The sequence below is a fragment of the Bacillus sp. RCC_6_1 genome (assembly GCF_041360755.1).
GTDB lineage: Bacteria > Bacillota > Bacilli > Bacillales > Bacillaceae_G > Bacillus_A > Bacillus_A cereus.
The window spans coordinates 177,625-191,907 of the sequence record NZ_JBFUPV010000006.1; the positions used below are offsets into that span (position 1 = coordinate 177,625).

The following is a 14,283-nucleotide window of genomic DNA, read 5'->3' on the forward strand; positions in this document are numbered from 1 at the left end:
ACTGTAACAGTGAATAAAAGCTATCGAAAAAATAAAGTTACCTCTCTAAGGAGCTACCTGTAGCAAAAGAAAAAGCCGATTTCTTTATCGTATAGGAAATCGACTTTTGGCTTAATTATTGATTTAGTAATAAAAACACCTTTTTAAAATAACTATGTTTATACTATAGACGTTGATCTTTTTGGAAGTTTAGACGAAAATGATCCTCGTCATTATATACCCCAAATTCATACCCTTGCTCTTTATAAAATTTAATAATTTCAGGAAGTGCTTGTAATGTTTGCGCCTTTTCATGCATTAAAACAACTTCTACTTCTTCTGTTGTTTGTTTCTTTACATTTTCGATAATCTGAGTTGGATTATCTTTTAATTTCCAATCATTTGAGTCTATTGTCCAATCCCAAACTTTTATTGCTGCTTCTACAATTTGGTTACGAATTTCCTCACCCTTTAATCCTGGTGCAGATCCATATGGTGGACGAACTAGTTTAGGAGTTGTACCCGTAATATTATGGATAAGAGCTAACGTTTCTTGCATTTCCGGTACAAATTGTCCCTTTTTGTATAGCTTATCACTATTATGTGTCATACTATGTGCACCAATATAATGTCCTTCTTTTACTGCTCGTTTTACATTTTCCTGAAAACCTGTATTTTGTAAATTACTACCTTGCATAAAAAATGTCGAAGCAACATTTTGCTCTTTTAGTACATCTAAAAATTTCCCAGTTAATTCGCTAGGACCGTCATCGAATGTTAAATAAACAACTTTTCCTACCGGTTTTCCATCAGGTCTTTTCTGTTTTGCTGGTGGTGTTTCTTTTTTCTTTTCTTGTTGTTGCGTATTAACTTGATTACTACTTTCATTAGCTACTCCCTTTGCTGGGGTAGAGTTCCATTTCCCAATTAAAAAGAATGTGAAAAAGGTCGTCGCTAAAACAACTCCTAGAGATATTATTACCTTAGTTAATCGACTTGTTTTTTTCTTACTTTGTGATTCTTTCATTATTTTTCGATCCTTTCCCTATTAATTTTCATTATTTATAAAGCTGAGCCTTTATTCGACTGAATCATTCGTTTCAACCGGTGTTTACAATAAATAGATTAATAGAGAGAGGTAAAGATAAAATGCAGATAGTGTCGAAATCAGTTAAAGAATAGCGTATTGTGTTTACTTTTAAAAAAGAACTTGTTTCATTAATACAGTTAAATTTGAAAAATAAATATACACCCAAAATAAAAAATACTATTCTTTCTAATTAAGATTTAGAAAGAATAGTATTTTTCTATTTGCCTATTTTATTACATCGTAAAATAATTAATAATGCCATCCACAATACCTTGTTGCGATTTTGCTTGGAATTCTTCTGAATTCATTCTTTTTTCATCACTCACATTAGATGTAAATCCTAATTCAATTAAAATAGACGGAGAAGGGTTTTCTCGTAAGACAAGAAAATCACTTCCATGAACACCTCGATCTCGGCTGTCTATATTTTGATCAAAAATAGCTTCTTGTACGGTCTTAGCTAACTTTTTATCTTTCCTTTTATTAGATCCATAATGAGTTGTTATTCCTTTTACATTTGTATCCTCAAAAGCATCATGATGAATGCTAATATAAAGATCCGCCGCATGGTCTTTCGCTACTTTGACACGTGCTTGTAATTCTTCCTTTTGTTTTGTTTCTGGAAGTAAGCTCGTATCTTTTTCACGTGTTAATATAACTTTTGCATCCGTTCTTTCTTCTAATTCTTTCTTTATATTTTGTGCTACTTTTAAATTAAGCTCTTTTTCAATCGTTCCTAATTTCTTTCCTTTCGTCCCTCTATCTCCTCCACCATGCCCTGGATCAATTACAATAGTTTTTCCTTTTAATCGTAAATCCTCTTTTGATATGTTTTTATGCCCTTTAGCATGTATGAAACTAACGCCTGTACCCATTATTATTATAATAAGCAAAAGCAATATCGCTCTTTTTTTCATTTTAACAATCTCCTTATCAACTTTTCATTCTCTTTCTAATGAAAATAGTAATGAATGCTGATAAAGATAAAATGCAGATAATGTCGATTTCGTTTAAAAATAATAAAAACGTGTAGAAAAAATTCTACACGTTTTTATTTAAATAGAAATAAAATAATACTCCATCTTCTGTATTTGAAACACCATATTCCGCATCATGTAGCTCTAATATATTTTTTGAAATAGCAAGGCCCAATCCTGTTCCACCTTTTGAACGTTGACGAGACGTATCCCCTCGATAGAAACGATCCCATATTTTCTCTAAATGTTCTGGCGCGATATGAGCCCCTTTATTTTCTACACATACTTTTACACGTTCATTCTCTTCTATTGTAGAAATAATAACATTCTCCTGTTCTGGTGTGTAACGAATCGCATTCGTAATAAAGTTCGTTATAACTTGTTCTATGCGATGCTGGTTTGCAACAACTTCAATTTTAGAAAGTTGTTTATGAACATGTAGTTGCTTAGCTGTTATATCCGAGGTTAATTGCTCACATATGTAATCGATCATCTCATCAATATGGAAAACACCCATTTCCATTTTATACGTACCAGATTCGAATTTTGCTAACTCGAGCATATCAATAATGAGCATATCCATTTTATCTACTTCTTTTGACATCGCTTTAAAGTAATACTCCTTTTTATTACTGGCAACGCCATCCTCCAAAATTGAAATACAGCTCTTCATAATACTTAAAGGTGTTTTTAACTCATGTGAAACACCCGCGATAAATTCTTTACGTGTATTTTCTAATTGCTTTTCTTTCTCTATATCTTGCTGCAATTGATGAATATACGAATGCAAAGCTTTAGAAAGTGTATTAATATTTTGTGATAAATCACCTATTTCATCCTTTGTAGTAATAGGTATCGTCTCAGAGAAATCTAAACCCGCGATTTTTTTTGTAGTATCATTTATTTGTAATAATGGCTTGGCGATTTTTTTTGAGTAATAGAACGATATCAAAACAATTAAAATCAATACAAAGATAATTAAATATACATAATAATCCTTTATCATTTGTACCGCTTCATCAACTGGTTGCAATGATGTCATAGCAAATATATAGTTTGTCTTACCCCCCGCGTCTTTTGTTGGCTTGATTAAAACTTTATATTTAATATCATTTTCTTCGTAATCCATTATTTCTGTAGAAGTAACATCATTAGATTTTTGATTCAATAATAAATCAACCTGAAATTGTTTTATTCTATCTATAAGCACACGATTTCCATATATAAAGTTCGTTCCTACAGTCCCCTCCGGTAATTGCACGTTTTGAATGCTTCCCGCTAAATATAATTGTGAACTTTCTTTTGAAGATACGGCTTTTGGCCCATACAACCTTTCTGACAGTTGCTTGTTCTCTAGCCCAACATTCTTCTCTTTTATTGTTAACATCGCAGGGACTACTATATCCCCCTTCTGTACTCCGTCGATAATAATATGACTCCCTTGTTCTAAACTATATTTCATCCTCTGTATATCTTCTAAATTGATAAAACTATACAACGGTATGTGAATGGAACGTTCAGAAAATATCTTATTTTCGTTTGGGTCTAATTGAATTTCTATAGAAAAATCATTTGCATATTTTATATTACCTACACTATCTAACGTTGTAATCCATGTCGCATTCTCTTGATAGAAATTTTGTTCTAATTCTTGAATTACTTTCGCATCATCTCCAGCTTTTATATATGCTTTTTCAAAGGATTGAATATTTGTTTTAATATCATTAACTTTTCGATTTGCGTAGTATTGCTTAAAAAATATAGTTTGTCCAATAAAAATAGTTACTAAAATAAGTGTGCATAATGCTGTTGTTAACATAAATAACTTTAATACAATTCCTTTTTTCATACTTGTCCCTCAAATTTATAACCAGCTCGTACAACCGTTACAATACAAGCTGCTTTTTGTCCTAATTTATGACGCAAATTACGAATATGACTATTAACAGTGCGATCATCCCCAGCGAATTCATAACCCCAAATTTTATTGATTAGTTGTTCTCTCGAAATTACAATTCCTTGATTTCGCATGAGATACGTTACTATTTCAAATTCTGTATGAGTCAAATTTATGTCTTCCCCATCTATAGTTACTGTACGAGAAGGAAAATGTACATGGATACCACTACTCGTTAATGTGTCTTCAGCTGGTACATTAACAGCTGAAGAATATCGGCTTTCCATTAATCGTTTTGCTCTTGCTAATAAAATAGGAGGACTATACGGCTTTGTAACATAATCATCTGCTCCTAGTTCAAATCCAAGTAAAGTATCATCTTCATCCACCCGAGCCGTTAGCATAATAATAGGTACATTAGATTTCTTCCGAATTCGCCGACAAACCGTCCAACCATCTAATTCCGGTAACATAATATCTAAAATAATTAAATGCACCTCATGCTCTTCAAATATAGATAACGCTTCTTTCCCATCCATCGCCTCTAAGACGTTATACCCTTCGTTTAATAAGTAATCTTTCATAATTTCACGTAAAATATCTTCATCTTCTACAATTAATATTGTTCTTTGCATCTTTTATCTTCTCCACGATTTATTTTATTGTAAGGAAGAAATAGTTTATTTTATATGTTAACCAATTAGAAATCTTTCACTATTTCCGTCACTACTACATTCAACATAATTATATCAAGATAATAGCATGACGGTATAAAGATAAAATGCAGAGATAGCCTTACTATTGAAATGCTATTATAATTTTGTAATTGGAATCAAATAAAAAACCAAAAGAAATACTATGATATCGCGACTTAAACTAAATAATATAGTGTATATCAAAAATGAGTTTCCTGAATACTTTCGAAATGGAACAGTAAAAAAACAGTCTCAGTACATCAAAGTTGATTTAGAACACATTATGAATACCTTAAAACCTGGACAGGTGTGAATTTAGGGTAATATCATATTTTCCATTCAAATATGATAGAATAGAAGTATATCCAAAACGGAGGAATAACAAATGAACTCAAACACAAAACAGTTTATTTATGATATCCAGCAACGAAAGAACAATTATATAGAAAATGCTTTAATAGCAATACAACACCCTAAAAAAGAGCAATCTGAACAGGTCATTCAAAATATAGTAGAGAAGATGGATATGATGATTAGTCTAGTTACTACGTACATGAGGATTGAATCTGGATCTACGGAAGAATTAAAAGAACTTCAGAAAGAAATTATCCATGCTCAAGCATATATTCAAAAACGAAAATTTGAAGAAACACAGAGATAAAACCCTGTGTTTTTATTTGATTATTGTTTTGGCATAATCCATACAATTTGTTGAATGCGTACAATATATGGCACCGTATCTTCAATGAGCAAATGATCTGGTTTCACATCCTTTAATTTCCCTCTTATATTTCCTCTTACAGTTTCAATAACCACATGTTTACCAATTACTGATTGTAATGTCTGATATACATAGGGATTAGGCACACTTACCATATTTTGTTTACTAAAGTCATTTCCCTCCAAATAACTCATTCTATAAGACTCCTTTCTAACTTGCGTTCTTTCTACTAATATATGATATAAATCTTATAAATATGCTAGAAGGATAATTCATTATATGGACGGAAATAACATTTTAATAGGGTACGGTTTCTATTTCTACATTGCTAAAAAATTATTTATATAAAGTTACTTTTACTAGTTAATAGGAGATGATAAAGGGATATTTTGAATATACATCTAGGTTGTTCCTTTCTGGTTATGTATCATTTTAAATACGCCCTTTATTAGAATAGTGCTCATACTTTTTTTGAGATTCTTTCGTAATACGTGCGTTAAGTAAAATTGCTAACAATAAAAATACTCCATATTTTCCCCCTGTAGCTCCTATGATAATCACACTACTACAAACAAGTACAATTAATAGGATAAACGAAACTAAATAAATACGATCATAATTTTTTGACATCTTCTCGTATTTTATGCGTTTTTTCCTTGCATCCATTTTAATTCCTCCTTTATATGATCCATTTCACTCTCAGATAAATCTCGCCCTAAAAAAAGAAACAATCTATCGTTTTAAATAATTAGTTTGTTTTTTTATCAACTAATTTATATAACGTAAAAAGAAATCCTACCAATATTAAGCTTTCCACCATGATAATTTCCATCCTCTACTTCCTTTTAACCCCAACACATCAGATAAAAGTTATTTATATCCCATATTGGCTGCAACAAACAAAAAGGATCCCCCTTCTCTTAAAGGCCGATCCTTTTCTCCTTGTATGCAACTATTTTTACCTATTCTTGATTAATTAGAATAATAGCTGGTCCATCTACACGAATTCCACCAACTTCGATTTTTTCATAAGACTCAACTGTAATAGAGATGATCCCTTCTCGCTTCTTTAATTCATTACTTAATTCTTTTGTTAACATTTTTTTCATGTGTGTACTCCTTCTTACTGCTTAATTTACTATTGGTATGTAAATAAAATTTAAATTGGTTTCCTGGTCTGGAAACCAATTTTTGTAGTTGACCATATGGTGTTACCAGTTCGTTTATCAATTTTAAGTAAAGAAGATAAACAATTACTATTCACCGTCTCAGTAGATATAAGGCACTCTTAAAGATAGTGGTGAGATTGATTGTTTTTTCTTCTAGAAATAATGACTTAGATAGTATATTACCTAAAACAATGAAAGCCCTACCTCTCTTTCATCCTTACTGCTCCTTGTCCGTGCCAGTGTGAATCAGGATTGTAAAAATCAAGTGACTATTTAATCTAGTTATTTGATGAAACTTCAAACGTTCGTAAAAGAAATTTAAAAATAAAAATGGATTAGATTGAAGTAATAACAAAAGAGGTATCTACTCTAAAAGTGAGTTGAAGAAATTGAATATCTTTGAAATACTTTCCTTTTAATAATCATCATATACCCAGAGAATTCAGGATATTTCCGAGGGATGTCATACAGTATTTATAATAAATCTCAACAGAAACTTTTTATTTGTTTTTCAGTGATTCCTTTAATTAATTCTAGCTCACTGACCAAAAATTTATATGCATCATCCAACAATTTTTTTTCGCTTGTATTCAGTGCTTTTTCCTTCTTTATACGGATTAAATCACGTATAACTTCAGCACCTTCTTGTATTTCACCCGTTTTTATTTTATCTGTGTTTACTTTATACCTTTGTTTCCAAGGCATTAATTCGCCTGATTCTCCATGCTGAAAAATGTGTATAATGCGCGTTAATGTAAGTATATCAATAACTGGGCGTATATTCGAACTCAATATTTTGCCTTTAGGAATCATGATTTGCATATTACTAATGGACATTTTTATGACATAATAAAGTTGCTTTTTCCCTGAGAACTCTTTTTCTTCTATGGCTTCAATTATACCTGCTCCGTGCATTGGATAAACAATGTTATCCCCAATTTGAAACATATAACCCACCTCCATATGTGGTAACCTTCTCAAGCTTAACACATATGTTATTTTTTATCAAAAATTCAATAATATCATGAGTTTATTTTTGGTGTCAATAACTTTTTTCTTCGGAAGTTAAATTAAGGAAAACAGCCGCAAAATAATAGAGAGCGTTCTAGATTTCAGATAAAAGAAAAGGGAATTCCCACGCGTATATTCTGAAATCTCTACTCATTAACGTAGATCAGTTTTTCCTTGAAAACGGCCAAATCGATCCCGTATTTTTTTCAATCTTATATGATACTCCAAAATCTCAATTCTTGCTTTTTCTGCTAGAGGGGCAATTGGTCGTAAGTCTTTTAACCCCCAATACTCAACCACTACATCAAGTACTTGATCAAAATATTGTAGTGGCCCATAGTTTGCTTCTTTTGCAATCACAGCCATTCTATTTTCAAAATCAGGCATGACGGCACCTGGCATTTTAAAATTCCTAATCACATTGGCAATATGGTAGCAATAATTTGGTTCCAATTCTAAATGTGTTCGAATAACGTCTCGATAAAACGCATAATGAAGTGTTTCATCTTTTGCAAGACGGCGTAATAATGTAGCCAGATCTGGATCATGCTTACTTGCCACCTTAGCTACATTATTGTAAAACACCATTGTTGCAAGTTCTTGTAGCGTCGTATACGTCATGGCTTCGATTGGTGTATGAAAATCAGGCTCAAATCCACACTCAACGACTGATTTTCTTAATTCATGTATACGTTTAGGGTTTACACTTCGAGTGAGTAGTAAATATGTCTCTAATAAATTCGAATGTTGATCCTCTTCTGAGGTCCAAGTATGAATAAAGTCTGTAATAACAGAAAGGGAACCTTTAAAAGTCGCAGATAAATACGTTGTAAACCATGGTAAATTCACTTCTGTTAATAAAGCTGTTTCAATGGCCGTAATTACACCAGAAGGGAGAGTAACTTGACTTTCATCCCAAGGAACTCTTTTAAAGTCCATTCCCTTATCCCATGGTAAAAACTCATGATAACCCCAGTCTATCTTCTGCGCTCTTATTTTATGTTGTTCATACAGTTCTTTTAAACGTGGTTCTAATCGGAAATCTAAATCATTTGTTAGCATATAAGTGCCCCCTTTTCTTACCATGAATATTCAGCTTATTTTTATCTCTAAAAATTTTCTACAAATGAATATTACTTTCCTTTTTTTAAATCAAACATAACAAACTTGTAACAAAACTCTTTAAGAGTGCTATATTTTCATAGGATTTTTTTATCAAAAGAGGGACCGTTACATCTATTTTCTTTTTTATAAAATAGATATTGAGGCAAACAATATGTTAGTTAGTCAAAATAAAAACTAACCTCAGTAAATACAGAATAACATTCATGGATAAAGATACTCGTCATGTTGTAAATTTTGGTGAGTGTAAAAAGGTGCATGCCTATAAAGAATCGTTTTATAATAAAGATTGATAGTGTTTTATATACACTATCAACTTATTTAGACGTAAGATTATAATCCAATATATTAGATTAAGCGCTTGAAAAAAATATAGTTGATGAGATAGCCTTAAACGACAATTCCCAACAAGCTTAATACACATTGGCTATGATGAGTTAGACCAAATTTTGTGAAACAGTATACAACAAAAAGGGAAGAGGCGATAAACATGCAGTCAACGGAAGCGCATATGAAGGAAAAACAACGAAGAGAAAAAATAGAAATTATATTTAGTCACAGGGTAAAAGGGGAGAATTTTTTTCACGGTTCTTCCTATCAATGGAAAAACATTGTATATCAAAATTATAATAGGATACAACAAAAAGAGTTGGAAATTGAACAACTCATTTCAAAAATGGAAAAAGAAGGGATCCGTTTTACGCAGCACCGTTCCCTCATACACTATCCCGTCATTGATTTCGTAAAATATATAGCTAAGATTTATAAGGAGCCCCTCGAAATAAAATAATCATATTTATAAAAGGTTTATTTCCGGGGGTTTTTTTAACTTAAAACCAGGGGTACCGCCCCATTTCCATCAAGATAAAGTTTTATAACACCCCCAAAACGAAATTTTTAGGTTTTATTGTGAAAAAAGCCTATTTATCATTTTGGGGGTGACCTGTTTTCTTAGGTTGATGGGATACCGCCATCAACCTAAGAAAACAACATGCTAGGAGTATACTAGATTTTATACAGTTTTTCTGCTAATCCAATAACCCAAAAACCATGCCAGGATAGGAATGTATAAAAAATGAATAGCGTTATCGAAAAAGAAAAAGTGGATTACACCACTACTTTCCCTGCTACCCTACTACTAATAGTTATTTAAAACAAACCAGGTAATTTAACACTTAAATATTTAGGAAGAAGGCTCAGAATGAAATTAAATAATGAAAAAGATGGCATTGTGTTTGCAGTACTTTCTTATATTATGTGGGGTATTACTCCAATTTACTGGAAGCTTATTCAACACGTATCTTCAGGAGAAATTCTAGCACAACGAGTCTTTTGGTCCTTTATTTTTATGCTTGTACTTTTATTTTTCATGAAGAAATGGTCTACATATGTTGAATTCATGAAAGAAATTGTTAAAAATCCAAAATTAGTTTGGTCACTTATTATTGCTTCTGTACTGATTAGTTCAAACTGGGGTATCTTTATGTGGGCAGTGCTTAATGGAAAAATATTAGAAGCAAGTCTTGGTCAATACATTAATCCTTTAACAAGTATGTTAATCGGTGTAATCGCATTAAAAGAAAAGTTAAGTGGTTCTCAAATTCTTGCATTTATATTAGCAGGCATTGGTGTATTAACACTAACGTTCCATTATGGTGTGATTCCTTGGATTTCTCTTAGTTTGGCGCTTACCTTTGGATTTTATGGTTTAGCCAAAAAAATGATTAAAACAGATTCAGTCATTGGATTAACACTTGAAACGATGGTAATTTCGCCTATTGCGTTAGTATATTTGACTTACTTGATGTTTCAATCTCAAATACAATTTTTCAATTCTGTTTCAACCAGTTTATTATTAATAGGGAGTGGCATAGTAACAGCTCTACCACTTTTATTATTTACAAAGTGTGCTAAAAAAGTTTCATTATCTATGCTTGGTATTCTCCAATATATTTCACCAACTCTGTCACTAATAGCCGGTGTTTTTCTTTATAACGAAACGTTAACAAAAGCTCATTTTATAGCTTTTACCTTTATTTGGTTAGCCCTTGTAATTTATACTTTTTCTTCCATAACAAAGTCAAGTAAAGAGAGTAAAAAATAAATGAGTTTAACTTATAAATAATGAACTACCTGTAACGAAAATTATGTAAATAAGCTGTCCATATGGGCAGCTTATTGTATTTTTGCTTAGCGTTTTTTTGATGCATGTTGAATTGATGGTATTTTTGTACCAAGTACAAGTATGAATGCAACAAGTGCTAATCCTGTACATAGAAGAAATAGATAATAGAATGAAAATGATTTTATTACCCAAAGATCTAATACTGGTCCTAAAGCCATGCCATTGCTTCTCCACGAAGAGATCGTGGAATACATCAATCACAGCCTTTTCTATCGAACTTGTAGCAACTGCCCAGCTGATTCCATGGAAAATATGTAAAATCACTAAGCATATAGCCCCTGTTATCCAAGTATAAAAATACATTGTCTTTACAAATAATACTCAAACATTTTTGCAACCTTTTCTTTTATTTTTTCTTTTATAGATAATTGGTTGACGTCAGAGGATGTTACTTGCTTTGAATTTTGTAAGTCTGCATTAATCACTGGCTTTATTCTCGAAATATAGATAGGGTCATGAATATAACAGTTCATTTCCTCATTTAAATGAAACGAACGTGAATCAAAATTCACGGTCCCAACCATCAATACTTTTTCATCAATCAAAAATACTTTACCGTGTAACACCCCATTTTTGTAACCATATACTTCCATCCCCTGTTTTAATGCTTTTCGGATATATGGATATGCTGCTTCTTTAACTAATAGTGCATCCGAATGAGGTGAGAATAGAATTTTGACACGGACTCCCCTCTTTCTTGCATCTACTAATGCGTTCCAAATAGTTCTGTCTTTTGGTATAAAATAAGGTGTTAATATAATAATGGATTCTTTTGCTTGTTGAAACAGCATTTTATAATCTTGCCCAAGTTTTTCTCCACTATAATATGCAGTAAATCGTTGCGAGGTTGCTCCCTTTTCCTTTACCGCATTGTGTATCGGAATCGGTTTCTCTGAGTTTCTCTTCCAGTCTAATACAAATTGTTGTTCTAAATCTTGAACTCCTTCTCCTCGTATTTGAAGATGATAATCTCTCCAATAACCAAGTTTTTCTTTTTCTCCCAAATACTTCTTTCCAATGTTGAATCCACCAATGTAACCAACCTTTCCATCAATAACTGAAATACGACGATGATTCCGATGATCCAAAGAAGAAAAAAGATAAGGGAAAGCAGGTTTATTGTAATATGTAAAATGAACTCCTTTTTTAACTAATAATTCTCTTTCCTTTTTCTTTAGTAAAATTCCACCTAACCTGTCCAAAGCATAGTATACTTCTACACCTTCTTGACTTTTTTTCCGCAATAACTCTAGAAACTGATGGCTTACTTTATCATCAGCAATAGAAAAAAAGTTAACATGCACGTAATGCTTTGCTTGCTCTATATCTGAGAATAGTTGATTGTTTAACTGTTTCCCATCTGTATACAAAATAATATCACTTTGACGCATAGGGTATTGACTAGAATTTTGGCTAAATACCCCATTTTTTTCTGCTATCGTTCTGTCAATTTCACCCCAAACAAACAGAACTAAACATCCACCGATAAATAAAAAGAGGAATACTCGGAAAATTCTTCTTATCTTTTTCAGCACATTTAATCTCCTTTATATATTATCGTTTTATTTCTGTTAGTTTTTGTTATTGGGACAAAACTATTCCATGCATCTATTAGCTAAAAAAATCCCTCTTTGAATGATTAACTATAAAATTTCTCATTCGCATAACCCTAAAATTGGAAGTCGTACAATGATAATAAAATAGGCACTCTATATTTTGAAGTACATTTACAAGGAGGAATACTACATGACAGTAAGTACTAAACTTAAACAAACTATCGCTGGATTAAAGAGTGCTCAAGCATGCCTAGAAGGATTTGTTCTTGATACTGATAACAAGCAAGCAAAACAATTATATAAAGGTGCAGCACAACAAACTCAAGAAATTATTGAATCTTTAAATCCTCGTCTTCAACAAATTGAACATGAAGAGCCTCAGTACAAGTAATAACATAATACCTTTCACATAGAATATCGTCCCCATGGAAGAGTGCCCAGCTTAAATAACGATTATCATAATGCTAATTATGATTAAAGGGTCTCACCATATTGCCATCAATTTAAGAATTCAAAATTACCCCAAAACGAAAAAATGAGTTCAACTCTCATGGACACCTATGAAAAGATAAAATTTTCGTTTTTGGGGCATTTCAAAATATTAGCTTGATTGGCATAGGGGTACCGCCACATACCCATCAAGCTAAAGATGTATATTTCATGCACTTCCGTTCTTGATGCTCACATGCTTGATATTTTTATTTGTTTTTAAAGTTTGCTTTTGATTAAAAGGGAAAATACACGCTATAAAAATAAAACCCCAATCTCTCCATATTAAAATCGAGAAATTGGGGTTTAGTCACGTAATAATATTTTTTATTTAAAACAAATAACTAATTAATAATCCTGCTGACAATAAGAAGCCGAAAATCGTATTTGTCATTGCTGTTGATTTCATTGCGATGCGCATATATCCGGGATCCTTTGCCCCTTTTTGGAAACTTTGAATCGCAGAAATTGGCTTTCTCAAACCTAGGAACATAACTAATGCCCAAGGGCTTATATAACCCATTAATACAATTACGGCAATCCATAAATACGCAATGAAAAAGGCTACCGCTAGTGTTACCACAGCTTTCTCTCTCCCAAGGAGGATTACTAATGTCTTTCTTCCACCTTTAATATCTTCTTCGATATCTCTGATGTTATTCGACATATTGATTGCACCGACTAAAATTCCAATTGGAATGGAAATCAATACACTTTCAATCGTTACAGTATTCGTTTGAATAAAGAAAGCAATGAGTACAAAACATGTCCCCATTAACAATCCAGAAACTAATTCTCCAAACGGGGTGTACGCAATTGGTAGTGGACCACCTGTATATAAATAGCCAACTGCCATCCCAATTAAACCAATAACCACTAACCACCAACTACTATTCATACAAATATAAATGCCAATAAAAGCTGCTACTACATACAATAAAAGCGCAACTGTTAACACATTTTTTGGCTTCAATCCATGACGGACAATTCCACCACCGATGCCAACGGATTCAGCGGTATCTAATCCACGTTTGAAATCATAGTACTCATTAAATAAGTTCGTTGCTATTTGCAATGCTAAACATGCAACCATCATCGCAATAAATAACAGCCAATCAATTTTGGCAATATAAAGTGATGCCACTGTTCCTAAAATTACAGGAGAAAATGTCGCCGTTAATGTATGTGGGCGCGTCATCTTCCATATTAATTTAGCGGAACTAATTTCTTTTTCTGTCCCCATAACTCTGTTCAATCTCCCTACATTTTAAGTATAAATTACTAGCAGTATCTTTCTATCTATTTCCTGCCACGCATCCATTCATTATATCAATAAATGATTATCCTTTCTAACAAATCTACTTTTAATAAGGTGAAAAATTATAAAATGAA

15 protein-coding genes and 1 pseudogene are annotated in these 14,283 nt (G+C 32.1%); 4 read left to right on the forward strand and 12 right to left on the reverse strand.

The genetic code is table 11. From position 1 onward, the window contains the following. Positions 1 to 163: 163 nt before the first annotated feature. From AB6801_RS18900 to AB6801_RS18915, 4 genes are all read right to left on the reverse strand, one after another. A complete protein-coding gene (locus AB6801_RS18900; RefSeq protein ID WP_000665180.1) occupies positions 164 to 1,006 on the reverse strand; it encodes a polysaccharide deacetylase family protein in 843 nt (280 codons plus the stop codon). Positions 1,007 to 1,302: 296 nt separating this feature from the next. Next, positions 1,303 to 1,986 (reverse strand): N-acetylmuramoyl-L-alanine amidase family protein, encoded by a 684-nt coding sequence (locus tag AB6801_RS18905; RefSeq protein WP_000745358.1) that lies wholly within the window; start codon positions 1,984 to 1,986, stop codon positions 1,303 to 1,305. A gap of 124 nt (positions 1,987 to 2,110) precedes the next feature. After that, the gene (locus AB6801_RS18910) at positions 2,111 to 3,895 is read right to left on the reverse strand and encodes a sensor histidine kinase (protein ID WP_000715394.1); all 1,785 of its coding nucleotides are present in this window, start codon (positions 3,893 to 3,895) and stop codon (positions 2,111 to 2,113) included. Next, complete coding sequence (locus AB6801_RS18915) at positions 3,892 to 4,578, reverse strand: response regulator transcription factor (protein ID WP_001189873.1); 687 nt, start codon at positions 4,576 to 4,578, stop codon at positions 3,892 to 3,894. Before AB6801_RS18915 ends, AB6801_RS18910 begins: the two co-directional genes overlap by 4 nt. 445 nt (positions 4,579 to 5,023) lie before the next feature. On the opposite strand from AB6801_RS18915, the gene AB6801_RS18920 reads away from it, so the two are divergent. Further along, positions 5,024 to 5,299, forward strand: coding sequence for a hypothetical protein (locus tag AB6801_RS18920; RefSeq protein WP_001087712.1), 276 nt, complete (start codon positions 5,024 to 5,026; stop codon positions 5,297 to 5,299). A 20-nt stretch (positions 5,300 to 5,319) separates the two neighbouring features. Here the strand turns inward: AB6801_RS18920 and AB6801_RS18925 are convergent, their stop codons facing one another. The 5 genes from AB6801_RS18925 to AB6801_RS18945 all read right to left on the reverse strand — a co-directional run bounded on the left by AB6801_RS18925 (position 5,320) and on the right by AB6801_RS18945 (position 8,601). Continuing rightward, complete coding sequence (locus AB6801_RS18925) at positions 5,320 to 5,553, reverse strand: YuzF family protein (RefSeq protein ID WP_000120818.1); 234 nt, start codon at positions 5,551 to 5,553, stop codon at positions 5,320 to 5,322. A gap of 238 nt (positions 5,554 to 5,791) precedes the next feature. Continuing rightward, on the reverse strand, positions 5,792 to 6,025 hold the full coding sequence (locus tag AB6801_RS18930) for a hypothetical protein (RefSeq protein WP_000340044.1): 234 nt from the start codon (positions 6,023 to 6,025) through the stop codon (positions 5,792 to 5,794). A 296-nt stretch (positions 6,026 to 6,321) separates the two neighbouring features. Further along, complete coding sequence (locus AB6801_RS18935) at positions 6,322 to 6,468, reverse strand: BC1881 family protein (RefSeq protein ID WP_000738548.1); 147 nt, start codon at positions 6,466 to 6,468, stop codon at positions 6,322 to 6,324. Positions 6,469 to 7,014: 546 nt separating this feature from the next. After that, positions 7,015 to 7,476, reverse strand: a complete 462-nt coding sequence (locus AB6801_RS18940; protein WP_000486298.1) for a CarD family transcriptional regulator — start codon at positions 7,474 to 7,476, stop codon at positions 7,015 to 7,017. 216 nt (positions 7,477 to 7,692) lie between these two features. Beyond that, positions 7,693 to 8,601, reverse strand: coding sequence for an acyl-ACP desaturase (locus tag AB6801_RS18945; RefSeq protein ID WP_000957101.1), 909 nt, complete (start codon positions 8,599 to 8,601; stop codon positions 7,693 to 7,695). 550 nt (positions 8,602 to 9,151) lie between these two features. On the opposite strand from AB6801_RS18945, the gene AB6801_RS18950 reads away from it, so the two are divergent. Further along, a complete protein-coding gene (locus AB6801_RS18950; RefSeq protein ID WP_001191994.1) occupies positions 9,152 to 9,451 on the forward strand; it encodes a hypothetical protein in 300 nt (99 codons plus the stop codon). 411 nt (positions 9,452 to 9,862) lie between these two features. Beyond that, positions 9,863 to 10,765, forward strand: coding sequence for an EamA family transporter RarD (gene rarD, locus AB6801_RS18955; protein ID WP_000773903.1), 903 nt, complete (start codon positions 9,863 to 9,865; stop codon positions 10,763 to 10,765). A 92-nt stretch (positions 10,766 to 10,857) separates the two neighbouring features. Here the strand turns inward: rarD and AB6801_RS18960 are convergent. Then, positions 10,858 to 11,167, reverse strand: a pseudogene (locus tag AB6801_RS18960) (MFS transporter); the annotation flags it as partial. Beyond that, positions 11,155 to 12,381, reverse strand: coding sequence for a phospholipase D-like domain-containing protein (locus AB6801_RS18965; protein ID WP_000913873.1), 1,227 nt, complete (start codon positions 12,379 to 12,381; stop codon positions 11,155 to 11,157). The pseudogene AB6801_RS18960 and the gene AB6801_RS18965, both read right to left, overlap by 13 nt. A gap of 211 nt (positions 12,382 to 12,592) precedes the next feature. Here AB6801_RS18965 and AB6801_RS18970 point away from each other — a divergent pair, with 211 nt between their 5' ends. After that, the gene (locus AB6801_RS18970) at positions 12,593 to 12,793 is read left to right on the forward strand and encodes a DUF1657 domain-containing protein (protein ID WP_000218933.1); all 201 of its coding nucleotides are present in this window, start codon (positions 12,593 to 12,595) and stop codon (positions 12,791 to 12,793) included. 429 nt (positions 12,794 to 13,222) lie between these two features. Here AB6801_RS18970 and menA read toward each other — a convergent pair whose 3' ends face one another. Beyond that, positions 13,223 to 14,134: a 1,4-dihydroxy-2-naphthoate polyprenyltransferase gene (menA, locus tag AB6801_RS18975; RefSeq protein ID WP_000536355.1), complete on the reverse strand. Its 912-nt coding sequence runs from the start codon at positions 14,132 to 14,134 to the stop codon at positions 13,223 to 13,225. Between the last annotated feature and the right edge of the window lie 149 nt (positions 14,135 to 14,283).

Bases quoted from the DNA above. Each gene is read 5' to 3' on its own strand.
- AB6801_RS18940 (WP_000486298.1), bottom strand. From the start codon at position 7,476: ATGTTTCAAATTGGGGATAACATTGTTTATCCAATGCACGGAGCAGGT.
- AB6801_RS18970 (WP_000218933.1), top strand. From the start codon at position 12,593: ATGACAGTAAGTACTAAACTTAAACAAACTATCGCTGGATTAAAGAGT.
- AB6801_RS18950 (WP_001191994.1), top strand. From the start codon at position 9,152: ATGCAGTCAACGGAAGCGCATATGAAGGAAAAACAACGAAGAGAAAAA.
- AB6801_RS18920 (WP_001087712.1), top strand. From the start codon at position 5,024: ATGAACTCAAACACAAAACAGTTTATTTATGATATCCAGCAACGAAAG.
- menA (WP_000536355.1), bottom strand. From the start codon at position 14,134: ATGGGGACAGAAAAAGAAATTAGTTCCGCTAAATTAATATGGAAGATG.
- AB6801_RS18930 (WP_000340044.1), bottom strand. From the start codon at position 6,025: ATGGATGCAAGGAAAAAACGCATAAAATACGAGAAGATGTCAAAAAAT.
- AB6801_RS18910 (WP_000715394.1), bottom strand. From the start codon at position 3,895: ATGAAAAAAGGAATTGTATTAAAGTTATTTATGTTAACAACAGCATTA.
- AB6801_RS18915 (WP_001189873.1), bottom strand. From the start codon at position 4,578: ATGCAAAGAACAATATTAATTGTAGAAGATGAAGATATTTTACGTGAA.
- AB6801_RS18935 (WP_000738548.1), bottom strand. From the start codon at position 6,468: ATGAAAAAAATGTTAACAAAAGAATTAAGTAATGAATTAAAGAAGCGA.
- rarD (WP_000773903.1), top strand. From the start codon at position 9,863: ATGAAATTAAATAATGAAAAAGATGGCATTGTGTTTGCAGTACTTTCT.
- AB6801_RS18925 (WP_000120818.1), bottom strand. From the start codon at position 5,553: ATGAGTTATTTGGAGGGAAATGACTTTAGTAAACAAAATATGGTAAGT.
- AB6801_RS18905 (WP_000745358.1), bottom strand. From the start codon at position 1,986: ATGAAAAAAAGAGCGATATTGCTTTTGCTTATTATAATAATAATGGGT.
- AB6801_RS18945 (WP_000957101.1), bottom strand. From the start codon at position 8,601: ATGCTAACAAATGATTTAGATTTCCGATTAGAACCACGTTTAAAAGAA.
- AB6801_RS18900 (WP_000665180.1), bottom strand. From the start codon at position 1,006: ATGAAAGAATCACAAAGTAAGAAAAAAACAAGTCGATTAACTAAGGTA.